The sequence below is a fragment of the Curtobacterium sp. AC273 genome (genome assembly GCF_979253735.1).
Window position 1 is genome coordinate 193563 of sequence record NZ_CEEDDU010000014.1, and the last position, 19444, is coordinate 213006.

Here is a 19444-nt window from a genome sequence, read left to right on the forward strand (position 1 = left end):
ACCGTCCGGACGCCCGGATGCTGAACAGTCGTGCAGGTCCCCCCCCCGAACTGCCCGAGAAGGACTCTGCATGCGTTCCCCTGCCCTGCGCTCCGTCGCCTCCGTCGCGGTCGGCCTCGTCGTCGCCGCCGGCGTGATGTCGGCCTCCCCCGCGACCGCTGCCGTCGGTGACGACGACCCCACCGTCGGGACGACCGACGCGAACGGCCTCGTCGTCAACGAGGTCGAGTCGAACGCCGACGACACCGACTGGGTCGAGCTCCGGAACACGAGCGCCGTCGCGATCGACCTGTCCGGGTACGCGTTCCTCGACGACGACAGCTCGCACGACGCGTACGTCCTGCCGGCCGGGTCGAGCATCGCCGCGGGCGGGTACTTCGTGATCGACCAGGTGTCGGCGACCGCCCCCGGGCTCGACTTCGGGCTCGGCGGCGCGGACACCGTGCGGGTGTACGACCGCGACGGCGACCTGGCGCTGCGGTACTCGTGGACCGCGCACGCCGCGCTGACGTACGGCAGCTGCCCGGACGGGTCGGGCGTGCTGGTCGACACTACCGCCTCGACCAAGGGCGCGGCGAACGACTGTTCCTCGCCGGTCCGCATCAACGAGGTCGAGTCGCAGGACGGGACCCCGGGCGACTGGGTCGAGCTGACGAACACCGGTACGACCGCGGTGTCACTAGCCGGGTACGTCCTGCGCGACAGCGAGGACACCGCCGACCACGCGTACACGATCCCGACCGGCACCACGGTGGCGCCCGGTGCGTTCACCGTGCTGGACGAGGCGGACTTCGGCTTCGGGCTCGGCAAGGCGGACTCGGCGCGGCTGTTCGACCCGCGCGGGCGAGCTCGTCGACTCGACCTCCTGGACCGCCCACGCCGCCACGACGTACGGCCGGAACCCGGACGGCACCGGCGCCTTCGCCGAGACCGCCGAGCCCACCAGGGCACGGCGAACCGCTTCGCCGGTGTCGTGACCGCCGAGCCCTGGCCCGGTGGCCCGGACGAGACCGTGCTCGACGACGAGGACACCTTCACGGGCGACCTGAGCGGCCTCGACTGGACGACCTCGCCGACCTCGGCCGACGGGCAGCTGTGGGCCGTGCAGAACGGTGACGGGCTGCTCTACCGCATCGCCTCCGACGGGAAGGGCGGCTGGAGCCCGGCGAACGCCGCCGGCACGGAACTGCACTACGCCGACGGATCGGGCACGCCCGACGCCGAGGGCGTGACCGTCACGGCCGACGACCCCGGTGCAGGTCTACGTCTCCACCGAGCGCGACAACGACGTGTCGAAGACGAGCCGCCCATCGGTCCTGCGCTTCGCCACGACCGATGGCTCCCAGACGACGCTGAACGCCACGGACGAGTGGAACCTCGCGGCGGACTTCCCCGGTCTCGGCGCGAACTCCGGCCTCGAGGGCGTCACCTGGATCCCCGACTCGTGGCTCACCGCGCACGGCTTCGCGGACGAGCACACCGGAGCGGCGTACGTGCCCTCGACCTACGCCGGGCACGGCGACGGGCTGTTCTTCGTCGGGGTCGGGGGACCGCGAGCGTGTACGCCTACGCCCTGATGGACGACGGCTCCGCACAGCGGGTCGCCACCATCGCGACGCCGTTCGACCTGGTGGCCGACGTGCAGTTCGATCCGACGCTGGACGCGCTCTGGGTGGTCTGCGACGAGGCGTGCTCCGGCCGCACGGCGCTGTTCGAGGTGACGGACGGGGCGTTCACGGCGACGACGGTGCACGAGGCGCCGTCCCCGGCCGTCCGCACCCTGGCCAACGAGGGCTTCGCGATCTCGGGCGTCTGCACCGACGGGGTCCGCGCCACGTTCTACGCCGACGACAACGACACCGACGGCTTCTCGCTGCGTACGGGGTTGTACCGTGCACGGACGAGGGCACCGGCCCGACGCCTGCCCCGACGCCCGGCCCGACGCCGGAGCCGACGCCTGCCCCGACGCCGGGCCCGACGCCCGAGCCGACCCCCGCGCCGGTGCCGGTGCCGACCCCCGCGCCCGTGCCGTCGGGCTCGCCGACGACCCCGGTTCCGACGTCCCCGTCCGCGCCGGTCGCACCCTCGGAGTCGTCGCTCACCGACGGCAACCGCGGCTCGGTGTCCGCGCCGGCCTCGGCCCGCCCGGGAGCGACGATCACCATCGGCGTCGGCACCCGGTACGCCGGTGACCGCGTCAGCGTGTGGATGTTCTCGACCCCGACGCTGCTCGGAACGGTGACGGTCGCCGCGGACGGCACGGTCTCGGCGACCGTCCCCCAGGACGCCCCGGCAGGGCTCCACCGCATCGTGGTGACGGCAGCCGACGGCACGGTGCTGGGCTGGACGACGATCGCGATCGACCCGGTCACCGGGGAACTCGCCTTCACGGGCGCTGACCTGTCGGCCGGGATCGCGGCTGCGCTGCTGCTCCCGCCGCCGGCGCCGGGGTGCTCGTGGTGCGTCGCCGCCGCCGCACCGCCCGCACCGCGTAGCCGGGGCGTCGATCCCGTTGACGGAGCAGAAATCGTCGGGCCGACTCAGCAACCCGACGATTTCTGCTCCCTCGACGAGTACCAGCACCACAGCGCCACCGGCGGCGGCGGTAGCGTCGACGGGTGAGCATCGAGATCCTCCGGTACACCGCGTTCGCCTCCGAGCCCGGGGGAGGGAACCCGGCCGGCATCGTGCTCGACGCCGCGGGGCTCGCCGACGACGAGATGCTCGACATCGCCCGACAGGTGGCCTACCCCGAGACCGCGTTCGTGGTCGGGGAGACGCCCACGGCCCCCGCGTCCGCTACTTCTCGCCCGCGGCCGAGGTGCCGTTCTGCGGGCACGCGACGATCGCCACCGCCGCCGTGGTGCTCGCGGAGCGGGACGGCCTCGGCCGCCGGGTCTTCACCACCGCTGCGGGCGAGGTGGCCCTCGACGCCACGAGCGGTCCGGACGGCGGGGTGCAGGTCGCGATGACGAGCGTCGAGCCGGCGACGCGGCCGATCGACCCGGAGGTCCGCGACCGGCTGTTCGCACTGCTCGGGCTCTCCCTCGACGACGTCGCCGAGGGGTTCCCCGTGCTCGAGTCCTTCGCGGGGAACTGGCACCCGGTGATCGTGCTCCGTGACGAGGAGCTGTTCCACCAGTTCCGCTTCGCACCGGCGCCCCTCGCCGCGCTCAAGGCCGAGGCCGGCTGGTTCGGCACCGTCACGGTGCTGCACCGGACGGCGGCGCTCGAGTACGAGGCGCGCAACCTGTTCCCGGCCGGCCGCATCACCGAGGACCCGGCGACCGGTTCGGCTGCGGCGTCCACGGGGGCGTACCTGCGCGAGGTCGGGGCCGTCGAGCCCGGCGATCGTGTGGTGATCCGGCAGGGGCGGCACGTCGGGCGGCCGAGCATCCTGCTGGTCGACGTGCCGGCGTCGGGAGGCATCACGGTGACGGGGAGTGCGACCCCGGTCCGCTGACGCACGGACGTTCCTTCCCATCACGTCTGCGATGGGAGGTCGAATCGGGCGTACCTGGTCAGAACTTCTGACCGAGTACGCCCGATTCGTGTCGCTACGCCCGGAAACACCGAGCACGCCCGGAAACACCGAGCACGCCCGGAAACACCAGGCACGCCCGGAACGACCGGTACCCGAACCGTGACCGTACCGACACGGAAAACCCTTGACACCATTAAGTCAATACGGTGGACTAACTGTGCGCGCGGGCGATGGAGCCCGCGGTCGTCACCCGTGCAAAGGAGCACCGATGAAACGCACCCGCATCATCGCCGGACTCGCAGCCGTGGCCGTCGCCGCGGTCGGTCTGGCAGGCTGCTCGAGCTCGGGGTCCGCCTCGAGTGACACCATCAAGATCGCGTACCAGAAGTTCGGCGCCTTCCAGCAGCTCGACGCCCAGATGAAGGTCGTCAAGAAGGAGTACGAGAAGGACAACCCGGGCAAGAAGGTCACCCTCGTCCCGATCCAGGCGCAGGGCAACGACTACTACACGAAGCTCGCGCTGATGAACAAGGCGCCCGCCACCGCGCCGGACGTCATGTACGAGGACACCTTCCTCGTGAAGGCGGACGCCCAGGCCGGGTACCTGCTGCCGCTCGACAAGTACACGGCGAAGTGGAAGGACTGGGACCAGTTCTACGACAACGCCAAGCAGGCGGGCGAGGGCGTCGACGGCAAGACCTACGGCGTCCCGATGGGCACCGACACCCGTGCGCTCTGGTACAACAAGGACATCTTCCAGAAGGCCGGCCTGCCGGTCCCGTGGCAGCCGAAGACGTGGGACGACGTGCTCGCGGCGGCGAAGACCATCAAGGAGAAGCAGCCGGACGTCATCCCGTTCAACATCTACTCCGGCAAGGCGCAGGGTGAGGCCTCGACCATGCAGGGCTTCGAGATGCTGCTGTACGGCGCGGACGGCTCCGGCAACACGCTCTACAAGGACAAGAAGTGGGTCACCGGCTCGAAGCAGTTCGAGGACTCGCTCAAGTTCGTGAAGGACGTCTACCAGGGCGGCCTCGGCCCGACACCGCAGCAGGCGCTCGACACGAACGTCGGCACGACCATCGCCCAGACGTGGCTGCCGCAGGGCAAGCTCGCGATCGATCTCGACGGCTCGTGGCAGTCCGGTACCTGGCTGAAGTCCGGCACCGCTCCGTGGCCGGAGTGGAACGACGTGATGGGCCAGGCACCGATGCCGACGCAGAACGGTCAGGACCCGGGCTACAACTCGATGTCCGGTGGCTGGACCCTCGCGGTGGGCAAGAACTCGAAGAACCCGCAGGCGGCGTTCGACTTCATCACGAACTTCCTCGACAAGGACGGTTCGCTGAAGTACGACACCGAGAACAGCCAGATCGCCGTCCGGAAGGACGTCGCCGAGGACCCCGCCTACACGGACGCCAACCCGACGTTCAAGTTCTTCTCCGGGCTCGTGGAACACACGAACTTCCGCCCGGCGACGAGTGACTACTCGCAGGTCTCGAACGCCATCCAGGTCGCGATGGAGGCGGTGATGACCGGGCAGCAGACACCGAAGCAGGCAGCTGCGGCCTACGACACCGCCGTCGTCCAGACGGTCGGCAAGAAGAACACGGTCTCCGCGAACTGACGGAACCAGTGACGGACTGGAGGCGCGTGGCGGCGCCGTCACGCGCCTCCCGTCCGTCCACCCCACCTCGGAACCCCCTGGAGCACCCGGAAGGCAACCACCTTGTCCACCACCCCCCTCGCGCCGACGCTGTCGGCGCCCGGTGCGCCGAAGCGCACCGACCCGCCGGTTCCGCGCAAGCGGAAGCCGCTGCGGAACGTGGGTCGAGCGGTCCCGCTCCTCCCCGCCCTCGTCCTCCTCGTCATCTTCCTGCTCGGCCCCGTCATCTCGTCGTTCTACGGGTCGTTCACCAACTCCGCCCTGACCGGCGCCGGCGCTGCGGACCAGCAGTTCGTCGGCCTGAAGAACTACGTCGAGCTCGTCCAGGACCCGGACTTCCCGAAGTCGGTCATCCTGACGATCGTGTTCCTGCTCGCCTCCGCAGTGGTCGGGCAGAACGTGCTCGGGCTCGGCCTCGCGCTGCTCATGCGCTCCGCGAACAAGGTCGTCCGCTCGATCGTCGGCACCTTCGTCGTCGCCGCGTGGGTCCTGCCGGAGATCGTCGCCTCGTTCGCGGCCTACGCCTTCTTCAACGACGAGGGCACGCTCAACGAGTTCCTCAAGTCGATCGGGATCAGCGGGCCGAACTGGCTCTACACGTACCCGATGCTCGCGATCATCCTGGCGAACATCTGGCGCGGCACCGCGTTCTCGATGCTCGTCTACTCGGCCGCCGTGCAGGAGGTCCCCGAGGAGATCACCGAGTCCGCCGAGGTCGACGGCGCCACCGGCTGGCAGCGGCTCGTGTACATCACGCTGCCCGTCATCCGCCGGAGCATCTCGACGAACCTCATGCTGACGACGCTGCAGACGCTGTCGGTGTTCACCCTCATCTTCGTGATGACCGGGGTGGGCCGGGCACGAACTCGTCGACCCTGCCGATCCTGGCCTACCAGGAGGCGTTCAAGTTCTCGCAGCTCGGATTCGGGACGGCGATCGCGACCATCCTGCTCGTGGTGGGGGCGGTCTTCTCGATCATCTACATCCGCGCGCTCAAGCCGGAGGTGGACTGATGGCCATCACAGCCCCGTCCCTCGACCCGACCACGACCCGCTCGGTCACCGCTCCCGGGTCGCTCCACATGACCTCGCCGCGCGGCCGGACCATGCGGTGGGTGGCGAACGTCGTGCTGCTCGTCATCGCGGTCTGCTTCGCGGTGCCGCTGCTCTGGCTGGTGTTCGCCTCGCTCGACGCCCAGGCCTCGCTGTCGGTGAAGCTGCCGTCGCAGTTCACGCTCGACAACTTCGCGAAGGTGCTCACCCCGGAGCTGTCGTTCATACCCGCTCGGCAACAGCCTGCTGCTGTCCGGTGGTACCGCGATCGTGACGGTGGTCGTCGCGATCCTCGCCGCGTACCCGTTGTCCCGCTACAAGATGCGCGTCAACAAGCCGTTCCTCTACAGCATCCTGTTCGGCACCGGTCTGCCGATCACGGCGATGATGGTGCCGGTCTACGCGCTGTTCGTCTCGCTCAACCTCATCGACAACATCTACGGCTGCATCTTCTTCCTCGCCGCGACGAGCCTGCCGATGGCGATCTGGATGGCGAAGAACTTCATGGACTCGGTGCCGATCTCCCTCGAGGAAGCGGCCTGGACCGACGGCGCGTCGATGTTCACCACGCTGTGGCGGATCGTCATCCCGCTCATGCGCCCGGGCATCGCCGTCGTGTTCATCTTCGTGTTCATCCAGGCGTGGGGGAACTTCTTCGTCCCGTTCGTCCTGCTGCTCTCGCCCGACAAGGTGCCCGCCGCGGTGAGCATCTTCAACTTCTTCGGGCAGAACGGGGCGGTGGCCTACGGGCAGCTCGCCGCGTTCTCGATCGTGTACTCCGTGCCGGTCATCGCCCTCTACGTCCTCGTGTCCCGGGGCCTCGGCGGCGGCAACGCCCTCGCCGGTGGCATCAAGGGTTGACGCCCGGACACGCTGACCGTCCCGCCGACCGTCCCCGCTGACCGTCCTCACTGACCGTCCCGCTGGAAAGGAACCACCTCCATGCACCACGACGAACCACTCGTCGAAGCCCGGATCGCCCGACTCGTCCGGGACCGCATCGACCCCGCGGTCCACCGCAGGTCCGCGCCCGTCGAGATCGCGGCCTGGACCGTGCCGGACGAACCGGTCCCGTTCGCGGTCGCGGTGGACGCCGCGTACGAGCCGTTCGAGGTCGGGTCGTCCTGGGGTGGCCGGCCGTGGGGCACCACGTGGTTCCGGATCCGCGGCACCGTGCCGTCGGACTTCGGGACCGCTCCCGGCACCACCACCGAGCTCCTGGTCGACCTCGGGTTCACCAAGCGGCACCCGGGTTCCAGGCGGAGGGTCTCGCCTGGCGTCCGGACGGCTCGACCATCAAGGGCATCGAACCGAAGAACGACACCGTGCCGCTCGAGGTCGGTCCGGGTGAGTCGTTCGAGCTCTACGTCGAGGCCGCGGCCAACCCGGACATCGGCGGCGACGGGTTCCAGGGCGCGACGCCGCTCGGGTCGCGTTCCACCGCCGGCTCGAAGCCGATCTACGAGGTGCACCGGCTCGAGCTCGTCGAGCGCGACGACACCGTGTGGGAGCTCCAGCAGGACTTCTGGGTCCTGCGCGGCCTGAGCGGCCGAACTGCCCACCGACGGCACCCGGGGCGCGGACATCCTCCGCGCGCTGGAGCGAGCGGCCGACGCCGTGGACCCCGACGACGTCGCCGGCACCGCTGCCGACGCCCGCGCGGTCCTCGCCCCGGTGCTCGCCGTCCCCGCCAGCGCCGCCGCCCACCGCGCCGTCGCCGTCGGCCACGCCCACATCGACTCCGCCTGGCTCTGGCCGGTCCGCGAGACGATCCGCAAGTGCGCCCGCACGTTCTCGAACGTGCTCGACCTGATGGACCGCGACCCCGACTTCACGTTCGCGTGCTCGTCCGCGCAGCAGTACGCCTGGATACGTGACGGCTACCCGTCGATCTGGGCACGGATCAAGGAGCGCGTCGCCGAGGGACGGTGGATCCCGGTCGGCGGCATGTGGGTCGAGTCCGACACGAACCTGCCCGGCGGCGAGGCACTCGCACGGCAGTTCGTCGCCGGCAAGCGCCTGTTCCTCGAGGAGTTCGGCATCGACGCCCCGGAAGCCTGGCTGCCCGACTCGTTCGGCTACACCGGCGCCCTGCCGCAGATCGTCCGCGCCGCCGGCTCGAAGTGGTTCGTCACGCAGAAGCCGTCGTGGAACGAGACGAACGTCATCCCGCACACCTCGTTCCACTGGGAGGGCATCGACGGCTCGCGGGTGCTCACCCACCTGCCCCCGGCGGACACCTACAACTCGGACGTCTCACCCGCCGACCTGCACCGCGGCGAACGGGGCAACAAGGAGCGCGGTGTCGCGAACACCTCGATGCTCCTGTACGGCTTCGGCGACGGCGGCGGCGGGCCCACCCGCGAGATGGTCGCCGCGGCCCGACGCCAGCACGACCTCGACGGCTCGCCGCGGGTCGACCTCGGCACCCCGGCCGAGGTGTTCGAGGAGCTCGAGGCAGCGCTCCCGACACCCGCCGTGTGGTCGGGGAGATGTACCTCGAGTTCCACCGCGGCACCTACACGTCGCAGATCCGCACGAAGCAGGGCAACCGGCGCTCCGAGCACCTGCTGCGCGAGGCCGAACTGTGGGCGGCCACGGCTGCCGTGCGGCTCGGGCTCGACTACCCGTACGAGGAACTCGAGGAGGTCTGGCACACCGTCCTCCTGCAGCAGTTCCACGACATCCTACCGGGCTCCTCGATCGCCTGGGTCTACGAGAACGCCGAGGAGAACTACGCCCGCGTCGCCGGGGTGCTCGAGGGGCTGATCGGCAACGCCACCAGCGCGCTCGCGAACGGCGGGGCCGCGGCGCTCGCCGGGGTCGGGGCGTCCTCGACGTCCGTCGCCGGTGGTGGGAGTGCGCTGCTCGACGCCCCGTCCGACGCATCCGGCAGCGGCAGCACCGTCGGCGGCAGCGCCACCGTCGGCACGGTCGTGCGGTTCAACGCGTCCCCGGTCTCGGCAAACGGCGTGACCGGGCTGGGTGGTGCGCCGGTCGACGCGACGCGACCCGTGCCTCCCGTCCGGAACGGCGACCGCTTCGTCTTCGACACCGGCGTCGTCACCGCGACCATCGACGCGGGTGGGCACGTCGTGTCCCTCGTCGACCACGCGACCGGACGCGACGCCGTCGCGCCCGGCGCCGTCGCCGCGCAGTACACCGTGTTCCGCGACACCCCCAACCAGTGGGAGGCGTGGGACATCGACCGCGCGTACCAGCGCAGCGGCACCGTGCTCGACGCGTCGTCGGTCGAGGTGTCCGGTGACCAGCTCGTCGGACCCGGCCGTTCGGGTCGTCGTCGATCACCACGCGGTACTCGGCGGTCGCCGGGCAGCCGGAGCTGACCATCGAGACCGAGGTCGAGTGGCACGAGAAGCAGAAGCTCCTCAAGCTGGCGTTCCCGCTCGACGTGCGTGCGGCCTCGGCCTCGAGCGAGATCCAGTTCGGGCACATCGACCGGCCGACGCACCAGAACACCTCGTGGGACATGGCCCGGTTCGAGACGTCGGCTCACCGCTGGGTGCACGTCGCGGAGCCCGGCTTCGGGGTCGCCGTCGCGAACGACTCCGACGTACGGGCACGACATCACCCGTTCGACCCGTCCGGACGGCGGCACCACGACGCTCGTCCGTGAGTCGCTGCTGCGCGCACCGACGTTCCCCGACCCGTCGGCGGACCAGGGACACCACGTGTTCCAGACCGTGCTGCGCGTCGGTTCCTCGGTGCTGGACGCTGCCGACTCCGGTACCGGCTCAACCTGCCGGTGCGCTCGGTGGCCGGCGCGACCACGGTGGAGCCGCTCGTCGTGGTGTCGTCGCCGCAGGTGTTCGTCGAGGCCGTGAAGCTCGCCGAGGACCGCTCCGGCGACGTCGTCGTGCGGCTCTACGAGGCCCTCGGGCGGCCGCGCGTCGGACGTCGGGGTCGACTTCGGGTTCGACGTCGCCTCGGTGGCGGCGGTCGACCTGCTGGAACGCCCGCTCGGCGATCAGTGGGAGTCGGGGAGCCGGTCGTGCTCACGCTCCGACCCTTCGAGATCGTGACACTGCGGGTACGACGGGCCTGAGGCAGCGGGCCCGCCGGGGAGACCGCGGCGCCGGACGGGACACGGGTGCGTTCCGTCCGGCGCCGTGTTGCGCGGGGCTGGGCGGGTGGTTTCGGGCGTAGTCACCGAAAACGGGCGTACCTGGTCGGAAGTTCCGACCGGGTACGCCCGATTCCACTTTCCATCGCGTCCGTTATGGGAAGGAACGTCCGTCCTCCACATGGCGTACTGCCTGGAGGCGCGTCCACAGTTTCCGTCGCCGGGCCCGTGCGCGCGTGGCCGGGCGGGCATCGTCGCGGGCATGAACGAACCGCTTCCCATCCTCCGGTCATCGGCCATGCGCGAGACCGGACTCGATGCCACCACCCTGCGCCGCCGCACCCGACTCCACGGCCCCGGTCGCCTCGTCCGGGCCGGACCGAACGCCTTCGTCGAGGGCGCGGCGTGGGACGCGGCCGGACCACGTCAGCGTTACGTCACCCGTGTGTACGCGCGGCTCGGACGACTCGGCACACGTGCCACGGCGTCGCACCAGTCCGCTGCGGCAAGTGCTCGGCCTCCCTGCGCTCGGCGGCTGGGACGTCCCGGTGCACGCGACGGTGCCCCAGTCGATGTACCGCGCCGGGAACGCGGAGCTCGTCCTGCACACCCGACCGGTGTCCGCTGCCGAACGCGTCCAGGTCGGCGGCATCACCGTCACCGCCGTCGCCCGGACCGTGGTCGACATCGCGATGCAGGGTGACCTGCGCGCCGGGGTGGTCGCCGCCGACGCCGCGCTCCGTCAGGGCATCAGCGCCCGCGCCCTCCGGCGGGCGATCCATCCCGGCGCTCGAGGACGTGCGATCGCCGCCCAGGTCCTCGAGTCGGCGGACGGGCGCTCGGGCTCGCCGGCGGAGTCGCTCGCCCGGGTGGTGTTCCGAGAGCTCGGACTGCCCGTCCCGGTCCTGCAGCAGGAGTTCGTCGTCGGTGGTCGGCGTGCCGTCGTCGACTTCTGGTTCCCGGACGAGGGGGTCGTCGTCGAGATCGACGGCCGGGCGAAGTACACGCAAGAGCGGTACCTGCGGGGTCGGAGCCCCACCGAGGTCTTCCTCGAGGAGAAGCGACGGCACGCCGGGCTGTTGACGGTGCCCGGCGTGCGGGTGGTCGTCCGGCTCGAGTGGCGCGACCTGTGGGATCTCGAGACCCTGGCGTTCCGGCTCCGTGCTGCCGGTCTGCCCTGCGTTGCCCGGCCACTGCGGAGCGCCCGTCCCGCAGCATCGTGAGGACGTCGGTGAGCCGGTACAGCCCAGCGTGGTTAGCGTGGCGGCATGGCAGTGCAGGAGATCTGGCTCGTCCGTCACGGCGAATCGGTCGCGAACGTCGCAGCGGCCCGAGCCGAAGCGGCGGGTGCAGACCTCATCGACGTCGAATACCGAGATGCCGACGTCCCGCTCAGCCCGCTGGGGGTTGAACAGTCGCGGTCGCTCGGTCAGGAGCTCGCCGACCGCGGTGTCGACGACGTGCCCGTCGCACTGTGGGTCTCGCCCTACCTCCGGGCGCAGCAGACGATCGAGATCGCGCTCGACGCTGGTGGCCTCGACGAACCGGAGCGGCGGGTCGACGAGCGACTCCGCGACCGTGAGCTCGGCGTCCTCGACCTCCTCACGCTGCAGGGCGTCCGCAACCGGTACCCGGACGAGGAACGCCGCCGGCAGTGGCTCGGCAAGTACTACCACCGGCCCGCGGGCGGAGAGTCGTGGGCGGACGTCATGCTGCGGCTCCGCTCGGTGCTCGTCGACGTGGACCGGCTCGACGGTGCGGAGCGCGTGGTCATCGCGGCGCACGACGCCGTCGTCACGATGACGGTCGCCGTGTGCCTGGACCTCGACGAACCGGCGCTGATGGAGTTCGCGCGGACCCACCTCGTGGCGAACGCGTCGCTCACCCGACTGCGCCGCGACGGCGTCGGCGCCCCGTGGACGCTCGAGGAGTTCTCCGCCGTCGGACACCTGGACGACGACGAGGTCACCGAACACACCGGCCGGAAGGACGACGAACATGCCCGCTGACGCCATCACCCCGAACTTCCTCCGCGACTGGTCGCTCCCCGAGGTCGGCGCCGGCAAGTACGGACGCGGGCAGGTGCTCGTCATCGGCGGGGCAGCGCGGACGCCCGGCGCCGCGATGCTCTCGGCCTCCGCCGCACTCCGGGTCGGAGCTGGCCGTCCGACCCTGGCCGTCGGACGGAGCGTGGCCAGGGAGGTCGCCGTCGCCCTGCCGGAGTCCGGCGTCGAACCCCTCGACGAGGACCAGGACGGCCACGTCGCCGTCGGCGCGCTCGAGGGGATCGCGGACTCGGCGTCGAGTGCCGATGCCGTGCTCGTCGGGCCCGGGCTGGACGAGCCGGACGGCACGCGCGACCTCGTGGCCGGGCTCGCCGACGTGGTCGGTCCGCAGACGACCGTGGTGCTCGACGCCTTCGCGCTCGGCGTGGCCGCTGACGTCCGAGACCGCTTGGAGCCGCTGCGCGACCGGCTGGTGATGACCCCGAACAGCGGCGAGGCCGAACGGCTGCTCGGACGGGAGTGCGGCGACGACACCCTGGCCGACGCGATGGCGATCGCGCAGCGGTTCGGTGCGGTCGTGGCCCTCGGCGACGCCATCGCGACGCCACGGGGTCGGGCATGGCTCAAGGGCACCGGTTCCGGGGGCCTCGGGACCAGTGGGAGCGGTGATGTCCTCTCGGGCGCGGTCACCGGCTTGCTGGCCCGCGGTGCCGAGCCGGCGCAAGCCGTGGCCTGGGCGTCGTACGTCCACGCGGCGGCCGGCGATCGACTGGCGGTGCAGGTCGGGCCGCTCGGGTACCTGGCGAGCGAACTCGTGACCGAGATCCCGAGGGTCCTCGTCGAACTCGGGGCCTGAGCGACCGGAGTACCTGGTCGAATCGGGCGTACTCACCAGGAACTTCCGACCGGGTACGCCCGATTCGACCAAGTACGCCCGAAACCACAACGCACCCACCCCGCCAGACCCCGCCGGACCTACCCGCGCAGCGCCTCCACGGCCTTCTCGATGCGCCGGGCCCGAGTCTCCGGCGCCTTCGCCTGCTCCACGGGGTCCACGAGCGCCCGCTGCCGTGAGCCCGGACAGCGTGTCGAACGCCGCCCGCACGCCCGCCGCGGTCAGCGCCGCGTCGAGGTCGTCCGGCACGTCGACCACCCGCGGCAGCGCATCGATCTCGAGCGTGACCTCGACGGAGTCCCCGGCGGCCACCCCGGCGGCGGCACGGTGCTCGGCGGAGAGCGGCACGAGGAACTGCTCGTTCATCACGCCGACGGTGGACCGGTAGGTGTACCCGCGGTTGATCGTGACCACCACGGACGGGCGCTTCCCGGAACCGAGCGCCTCGATGACGGCGGGCGGGACCGGCAGGCCGGTAGCCGTCTTCCGTGCTTGCAGGACCGTCGTCGTGAACCGCATCCGCGCCTCCAGAGCCGAGCGAAACCAGAACCGAGCAAACCGTACAGCCGCACCCGCTGTTCCGTCACCGTTCACCACCGCAGCACGGGCCGGAAACCGGGCGCGTCCACGATCATCCAGAACCCGAACCCCGGGCCGAATTCCCGCAGCACCCGAAGCACCCGAAAGGCACACCCCGTGCAGCACAAGCGCACCCTGGCCGGCCTCGCCCTGGCCGCCGCAGCGATCGTCACCCTCGCCGGATGCTCGGCGACGAGCTCGGCCACCGCCGGCTCCGACGGCGAAACCGACTGGAAGACCGCCACCAGCGCCGAGTCGGCCGGTGGCATGGACGCCCTCGTCAAGGCCGCTAAGGCCGAGGGACAGCTCAACGTCATCGCCCTGCCGCCGTCGTGGGCGAACTACGGCAAGATCATCGACGGCTTCACCAAGAAGTACGGCGTCAAGGTCAACTCCGCGAACCCGAACGGCTCGAGCGCCGACGAGGTCGCCGCGGTGAAGTCGCAGAAGGGCCAGTCGACGGCTCCGGACGTGCTCGACCTCGGCAACGCGGTCCTGCAGGAGAACCTCGACCTGCTGACCGACTACAAGGTCGCGAACTGGTCGGACATCCCGGACACGCTGAAGGACGAGAAGGCGCGTGGACCCGCGACTACACCGGCCTCATGTCGATCGGGTACGACTCCTCGAAGATCTCGGACGCGCCGAAGGACCTGAAGGACCTGCTCGGCTCCGAGTACAAGGGCAAGGTCTCCATCGCCGGCGACCCGACGCAGGCGAACCAGGCCGCGTCCGCCGTGTACCTCGCCGCGCTCGAGAACGGCGGCTCGGCCGACGACATCACGAAGGGTGTCGACTACTTCGGCAAGCTGAAGCAGGCCGGCAACTTCCAGAACGTGCTGCCGACGCAGGCGACGGTCGCCTCGGGCGAGACCCCCGTCGTCGTCCAGTGGTCGTACAACAACCTCGCGTGGGGTCCGGCAGCCGGTGCGTCCGGCAACAAGCACTGGAAGACCGTCGTCCCGAAGGGGCAGGCGCTCGGCTCGTACTACTCGCAGGCGATCAGCAAGGACGCACCGCACCCCGCGGCCGCGCGCCTCTGGCAGGAGTACATCGCCAGCCCCGAGGTGCAGAACCTGTACTTGCAGGCCGGCGCCTTCCCGTCGACCCTCACGGCGCTGGAGAAGTCCGGCAAGGTGGACCAGGACGCCCTCGACGCCGCCGGTGGCGCGCCGAAGGACTACGTCGAGCTGACCGACGAGCAGGTCGCGGCCGCGGCCAAGGTGCTGTCGGCCAAGTGGTCCGCCACGATGGGGTCCTGACCAGCATGACCACCGCATCGGCACCGGCCGCGCCCGGCGCAGCACCTGCGACGGCGACGGCGGGACCCCCGCACCGCGGGGCCTGCCGCCACCAGCGCCGCGGCCGCCGATGCCACCGCCCGCCGCGTCGCCGGACCCCGTGTCCGGCGCCGCGGCGGCGTCGCGTGGCTCGGTCTCACCCCGTTCGCCGCGTACGTCCTGCTCTTCCTCGCCGTCCCCGCGGTCATCGCGGTCGGCAGCGGCTTCTTCGACGGATCAGGACGATTCACGTTCGCGAACCTCGCGGCGTTCGCCGACCCGTCGGTCCTCCGCGCGTTCGGCGGCTCCTTCGCGCTGTCCGCCGTCTCCGCCGTGATCGGTGCCGTCATCGGAGCGGTCGCCTGCTGGGCGCTCGCCGCCCTGCGCCCCGACGGCATCGTCCGGTCGATGATCGACTCCGCCGCGAGCGTCCTCGCCCAGTTCGGCGGCGTCATGCTCGCGTTCGCGTTCATCGCGACGATCGGCGCGCAGGGACTCGTCACCACGTGGCTCGTCTCGGCCTTCCACGTCGACCTCAACGCGAACGGTGCCTTCCTCTACACGGTGCCCGGGCTCGTCATCCCCTACGTCTACTTCCAGGTGCCGCTGATGGTCCTGACGTTCATGCCCGCCCTCGAGGGCGTGAAGACCCAGTGGGGCGAGGCCGCCGCCACCCTCGGTGCGTCCCGCCTGACGTACTGGCGCCGCATCGGTCTCCCCGTGCTGGCACCCGCCTTCTGGGGCTCGCTGCTCCTGCTCTTCGCGAACGGCTTCTCGTCGTTCGCGACCGCCGCGGCGCTCATCTCCCAGGGCGGCATCGTGCCGCTCACGATCCGCACGCAACTCACGAGCGAGACGATCATCGGCCTGCAGAACGTCGCGGGCGTGCTCGCCTTCGGCATGGTCGTCGTGATGGCGGTCGTCATGGCCGGGTACTCGCTGCTGCAGCGCCGGGCCGCCAGGTGGCAGCGATGAGCGCGGCCGCCGGCTCGCGTCCGGTGCGCACCACGTCGGCACGGCCTGGAGGCGCGACTCGCGTCCCCCGCTTCGGCGCGGCCCCGTCGCGGGTCACCGCCGCGATCGTCCTGATCGTGATCGGTCTCGTGTTCGCCGTCCCCCTCGTCGCCCTCGCGCAGTTCACCTTCCGTCAGGGAACCGACGGTGGCCTGACGCTCGCGCACTACAGCGCGCTGGCGGACCCGGTCAACGCGGCGACGTACCAGCCGGTGTTCGACGGCCTCGGCGCCTCGCTCCTCATCGCGCTCATCACGGTGGCGATCGTGCTGTTCGTCCTCCTGCCCGCGCAGATCATCACCGCGCTCCGGTACCCGCGCCTCCGCCGCTTCCTCGAGTTCGTGTGCATCGTGCCGATCACCGTCCCCGTCGTCGTGCTGGTCGTGGGGTTCATCCCCGTGTACCAGGTCGTCGCGCAGGTCTTCGGCTCGGGGGCGTGGACGCTGGCCTTCGCGATCGGCATCATCTCGTTGCCGTTCGCGTTCCGGCCGATCGCTGCCGCCATCACCGCGATGGACATGGCCGTGCTGACCGAGGCAGCGCGCTCGCTCGGCGCCTCGTGGTGGACGGTGACGTGGCGCGTGCTGCTGCCGAACCTCCGCCGGGGGATCACCGCCGCGTGCTTCCTCACCATCACGGTCGTCCTCGGCGAGTACACCCTCGCCTCGTTCCTCTCCCGCACGACGTTCCAGACGGCACTCGTGCTCGTGCAGCAGACCGACCCGTACGTCGCCGCGATCTTCTCGCTCGGTGCGCTCGTGTTCGGCTTCGTGCTGCTCGTCGTCATCGGCCGGATCGGACGCCGCCGCCCGCGCACCCCGAAGGACCCCGCATGACCATCACCGCCCCCGCCGCCCCGTCGTCGCTGTCCAGCACCGGCGCGACCGTCGAGCTCGACGCCGTCGAGAAGCACTACGGCGCCCACCGTGCCCTCGCCGGCCTGTCCCTCCGCATCGAACCCGGCGAGTTCGTGTCGCTCCTCGGCCCCTCCGGCTGTGGGAAGACCACGGCGCTCCGGGCGCTCGCCGGCCTCGAGGCGATCGACGCCGGCGCCATCCGCATCGACGGTCAGGACGTCGCCGCCACCCCGGTGGACAAGCGCGACATCGGCATGGTGTTCCAGCAGTACTCGCTGTTCCCGCACATGACGGTGCGGCAGAACGTCGCGTTCGGGCTGGAGATGCGCAAGGTCCCGGCGGCCGCGCGTCGGGAACGCCGTGATCGACGCGCTCGACATGGTGCACCTCGCCGACTTCGCCGACCGCTACCCGCACCAGCTCTCGGGAGGCCAGCAGCAGCGCGTCGCCCTCGCCCGCGCACTCGTCACCCGCCCCCGGGTGCTCCTGCTCGACGAACCGCTGTCCGCGCTCGACGCCAAGGTGCGGGTGTCCCTCCGCGACGAGATCCGGCGCATCCAGAGCGACCTCGGCATCACGACCGTGTTCGTCACCCACGACCAAGAGGAAGCGCTCGCCGTCTCGGACCGCATCGCCGTGATGAACGCGGGCGACATCGAGCAGATCGGCACGCCCGAGGAGCTCTACCGCTCCCCGTCCTCGGCGTTCACCGCGGACTTCGTCGGCCAGTCGAACCGGCTGCGCGGAGACCTGCGCGGTGACGACGTCTTCGTGTACGGGTTCCGCGTGCCCGCCCTCGACGGCGCCGTGCCCGACGGACCGGTGCTCGCCTACGTCCGCCCGGAGGACGTCGCCTTCGCCGCGGAGGGCGTCACCGGCACCGTCGTCTCGTCGAGCTTCCTCGGGTCGATCCGCCGCACCACGGTCCGGCTCGACGACGACACGGTCGTGACCGTCCAGCACGAGGTCGGCGACCGCCGCGCGGCCGGCGACGCCGTCGCCGTCCGCCTGCTCGGCGCGCCCGTCGCGGTCGCCCCGCTCACGTAGCCGCGACGAGGTTTCGCGCTGAGCGACAGTTCACGCGCGACCAGATGCGTGGACTGTCGCTGTGCCCGAAACGTCAGGGGACGCGGACGGGAGGCCCGTGGCGGCCTGGCACCGCGCCTCCAGACCGGTGGGGTCAGCGCTGGAAGCGCGCCGCGGGCTCGTCGGACAGGGCTGCCTCGACGCGGGCGAGCATGTTCGCCGGCATCTCGGGCAGCGCGTCGAGGGGCGCCCAGAACGCCTCGGTGTTCTCGCCGTCGGCCGGGAACGGATCGCCGGACACGTACCGGCAGGCGAACACGAGGTCGAGGTACTGCGCCCGGTCGCCGTTCGGGTACGTCATCTCCGGCAGCACCTGCACCCACGCCAGGCGCTCGGTGACGGCGACGACGTCGGCTTCCTCGAGGACCTCGCGTTCGGCGGCGACCGCGGGTTCCTCGCCGGGGTCCACGATCCCGGTCACGGGCGTGAACGCGGCGTTGTCGGCCCGACGCACCACGAGCAGTTCACGGTCGGCCCCGGTCCCGCGGGTGACCACGGCGGTGACCCCCGTCAGCCAGAGCGGATCGGTCCCGATCTTCGAACGCAGGGACAGGACGAAGTCGGGCGTGGGCATGCCGCCACGCTACCCACACCCGGCCCTGTCGCGGACTGGTCATGACCAGTAGGGTGGTGGCGTGGAGATCATCATCCTGCCCACGCCGGCTGAGGTCGGTCGCGTCGCCGCGGCCAAGATCGCCTCCGTCGTCGCGAAGAAGCCGTCCGCCGTCATCGGAGTCGCCCACCGGGTCCAGCCCGCAGGGCATCTACGCCGACCTGCAGCGTCGTGTCGACGCGGGGGAGATCTCGTTCGCCGAGGCCCGCGCGTTCGCCCTCGACGAGTACGTCGGCATCCCGCTCGAGCACCCCGAGTCCTACGCCAGCGTCATCGCCCGCGACGTCATCGCACCGCTCGGGTTCGACCCGTCGCGTGTGCGCGTGCCGGACGGCCGTGCCGACGACCTCGAGTTCGCCGCGAAGGAGTACGACGCCGCGATCCGTGCCGCCGGCGGGGTCGACGTGCAGATCCTCGGCATCGGCGCCAACGGGCACATCGGGTTCAACGAGCCGACGTCCTCGTTCGCCTCCCGCACGCGCATCAAGACCCTCGCGCCGTCCACGCGCGAGGCGAACGCGCGCTTCTTCGACTCGCTCGACCAGGTGCCGACGCACTGCGCGACGCAGGGCCTCGGCACGATCCTCGACGCCCGCGAGCTCGTCCTCGTGGCGCAGGGTCCGTCGAAGGCCGCCGCCGTGGCCGCCGCGGTCGAGGGGCCGCTCAGCTCGTTCGTCCCCGGGTCCGCCCTGCAGCCTGCACGAGCACGCGACCGTCGTCGTCGACGAGGAAGCCGCCGCCGGCCTGCAGCTCGCCGACTACTACCGCTACACGTACGCGAACAAGCCGGCCTGGCAGCTGTTCGAGTAGTCCCGCCAGCCGGACCGA

14 protein-coding genes and 6 pseudogenes are annotated in these 19444 nt (G+C 71.1%); 17 read left to right on the forward strand and 3 right to left on the reverse strand.

The features are described 5' to 3' along the window. Positions 1 to 70 precede the first annotated feature (70 nt). The 10 genes and pseudogenes from ACZ8AI_RS22240 to ACZ8AI_RS22285 all read left to right on the forward strand — a co-directional run bounded on the left by ACZ8AI_RS22240 (position 71) and on the right by ACZ8AI_RS22285 (position 13148). On the forward strand, positions 71 to 2242 hold the full coding sequence (locus ACZ8AI_RS22240; RefSeq protein WP_464859865.1) for a lamin tail domain-containing protein: 2172 nt from the start codon (positions 71 to 73) through the stop codon (positions 2240 to 2242). Continuing rightward, positions 2209 to 2622 carry a hypothetical protein gene (locus tag ACZ8AI_RS22245; protein WP_464859866.1) on the forward strand — a complete coding sequence of 138 codons (414 nt, stop codon included), beginning with the start codon at positions 2209 to 2211 and terminating at the stop codon, positions 2620 to 2622. Before ACZ8AI_RS22240 ends, ACZ8AI_RS22245 begins: the two co-directional genes overlap by 34 nt. A 199-nt stretch (positions 2623 to 2821) precedes the next feature. Further along, entirely contained in the window at positions 2822 to 3463 is a 642-nt protein-coding gene (locus ACZ8AI_RS22250; protein WP_464859867.1) for a PhzF family phenazine biosynthesis protein, read from the forward strand. Between the two features lie 289 nt (positions 3464 to 3752). After that, on the forward strand, positions 3753 to 5111 hold the full coding sequence (locus tag ACZ8AI_RS22255; protein WP_071292146.1) for an extracellular solute-binding protein: 1359 nt from the start codon (positions 3753 to 3755) through the stop codon (positions 5109 to 5111). Between the two features lie 102 nt (positions 5112 to 5213). After that, positions 5214 to 6163: pseudogene (locus ACZ8AI_RS22260) on the forward strand (carbohydrate ABC transporter permease). Beyond that, a pseudogene (locus tag ACZ8AI_RS22265) lies at positions 6163 to 7063 on the forward strand (carbohydrate ABC transporter permease). The pseudogenes ACZ8AI_RS22260 and ACZ8AI_RS22265 overlap by 1 nt, the downstream one beginning before the upstream one ends. An 81-nt stretch (positions 7064 to 7144) precedes the next feature. Next, positions 7145 to 10268 (forward strand): annotated as a pseudogene (locus tag ACZ8AI_RS22270) (alpha-mannosidase). Positions 10269 to 10858: 590 nt separating this feature from the next. After that, positions 10859 to 11509, forward strand: coding sequence for a hypothetical protein (locus ACZ8AI_RS22275; protein ID WP_464859868.1), 651 nt, complete (start codon positions 10859 to 10861; stop codon positions 11507 to 11509). Between the two features lie 45 nt (positions 11510 to 11554). After that, positions 11555 to 12295 carry a histidine phosphatase family protein gene (locus tag ACZ8AI_RS22280; protein ID WP_464859869.1) on the forward strand — a complete coding sequence of 247 codons (741 nt, stop codon included), beginning with the start codon at positions 11555 to 11557 and terminating at the stop codon, positions 12293 to 12295. After that, positions 12285 to 13148, forward strand: coding sequence for an NAD(P)H-hydrate dehydratase (locus ACZ8AI_RS22285; RefSeq protein ID WP_464859870.1), 864 nt, complete (start codon positions 12285 to 12287; stop codon positions 13146 to 13148). Before ACZ8AI_RS22280 ends, ACZ8AI_RS22285 begins: the two co-directional genes overlap by 11 nt. A gap of 119 nt (positions 13149 to 13267) precedes the next feature. On the opposite strand, the gene ACZ8AI_RS22290 is transcribed toward ACZ8AI_RS22285, so the two are convergent. After that, positions 13268 to 13348: a YdeI/OmpD-associated family protein gene (locus tag ACZ8AI_RS22290; RefSeq protein WP_464859923.1), complete on the reverse strand. Its 81-nt coding sequence runs from the start codon at positions 13346 to 13348 to the stop codon at positions 13268 to 13270. 29 nt (positions 13349 to 13377) lie between these two features. On the opposite strand from ACZ8AI_RS22290, the gene ACZ8AI_RS22295 reads away from it, so the two are divergent. Further along, positions 13378 to 13575, forward strand: a complete 198-nt coding sequence (locus tag ACZ8AI_RS22295; protein WP_464859871.1) for a hypothetical protein — start codon at positions 13378 to 13380, stop codon at positions 13573 to 13575. Here the strand turns inward: ACZ8AI_RS22295 and ACZ8AI_RS22300 are convergent. Continuing rightward, positions 13527 to 13706 (reverse strand): annotated as a pseudogene (locus ACZ8AI_RS22300) (DUF1905 domain-containing protein); the annotation flags it as partial. The gene ACZ8AI_RS22295 and the pseudogene ACZ8AI_RS22300 overlap by 49 nt on opposite strands. Before the next feature lie 177 nt (positions 13707 to 13883). Between ACZ8AI_RS22300 and ACZ8AI_RS22305 the strand changes: the two are divergent. From ACZ8AI_RS22305 to ACZ8AI_RS22325, 5 genes and pseudogenes are all read left to right on the forward strand, one after another. Further along, positions 13884 to 14423, forward strand: a complete 540-nt coding sequence (locus tag ACZ8AI_RS22305; protein WP_464859872.1) for a hypothetical protein — start codon at positions 13884 to 13886, stop codon at positions 14421 to 14423. After that, positions 14372 to 15028: an ABC transporter substrate-binding protein gene (locus ACZ8AI_RS22310; RefSeq protein WP_464859873.1), complete on the forward strand. Its 657-nt coding sequence runs from the start codon at positions 14372 to 14374 to the stop codon at positions 15026 to 15028. The genes ACZ8AI_RS22305 and ACZ8AI_RS22310 overlap by 52 nt, the downstream gene beginning before the upstream one ends. Before the next feature lie 351 nt (positions 15029 to 15379). After that, positions 15380 to 16021: an ABC transporter permease gene (locus ACZ8AI_RS22315; RefSeq protein ID WP_464859874.1), complete on the forward strand. Its 642-nt coding sequence runs from the start codon at positions 15380 to 15382 to the stop codon at positions 16019 to 16021. Next, positions 16018 to 16896 carry an ABC transporter permease gene (locus ACZ8AI_RS22320; RefSeq protein ID WP_464859875.1) on the forward strand — a complete coding sequence of 293 codons (879 nt, stop codon included), beginning with the start codon at positions 16018 to 16020 and terminating at the stop codon, positions 16894 to 16896. The genes ACZ8AI_RS22315 and ACZ8AI_RS22320 overlap by 4 nt, the downstream gene beginning before the upstream one ends. Beyond that, positions 16893 to 17964 (forward strand): annotated as a pseudogene (locus tag ACZ8AI_RS22325) (ABC transporter ATP-binding protein). The gene ACZ8AI_RS22320 and the pseudogene ACZ8AI_RS22325 overlap by 4 nt, the downstream one beginning before the upstream one ends. 133 nt (positions 17965 to 18097) lie before the next feature. On the opposite strand, the gene ACZ8AI_RS22330 reads toward ACZ8AI_RS22325, so the two are convergent. Further along, complete coding sequence (locus ACZ8AI_RS22330; RefSeq protein WP_464859876.1) at positions 18098 to 18577, reverse strand: NUDIX hydrolase; 480 nt, start codon at positions 18575 to 18577, stop codon at positions 18098 to 18100. Between the two features lie 61 nt (positions 18578 to 18638). Between ACZ8AI_RS22330 and nagB the strand changes: the two are divergent. Then, positions 18639 to 19426 (forward strand): annotated as a pseudogene (gene nagB, locus ACZ8AI_RS22335) (glucosamine-6-phosphate deaminase). Positions 19427 to 19444: the final 18 nt, after the last annotated feature.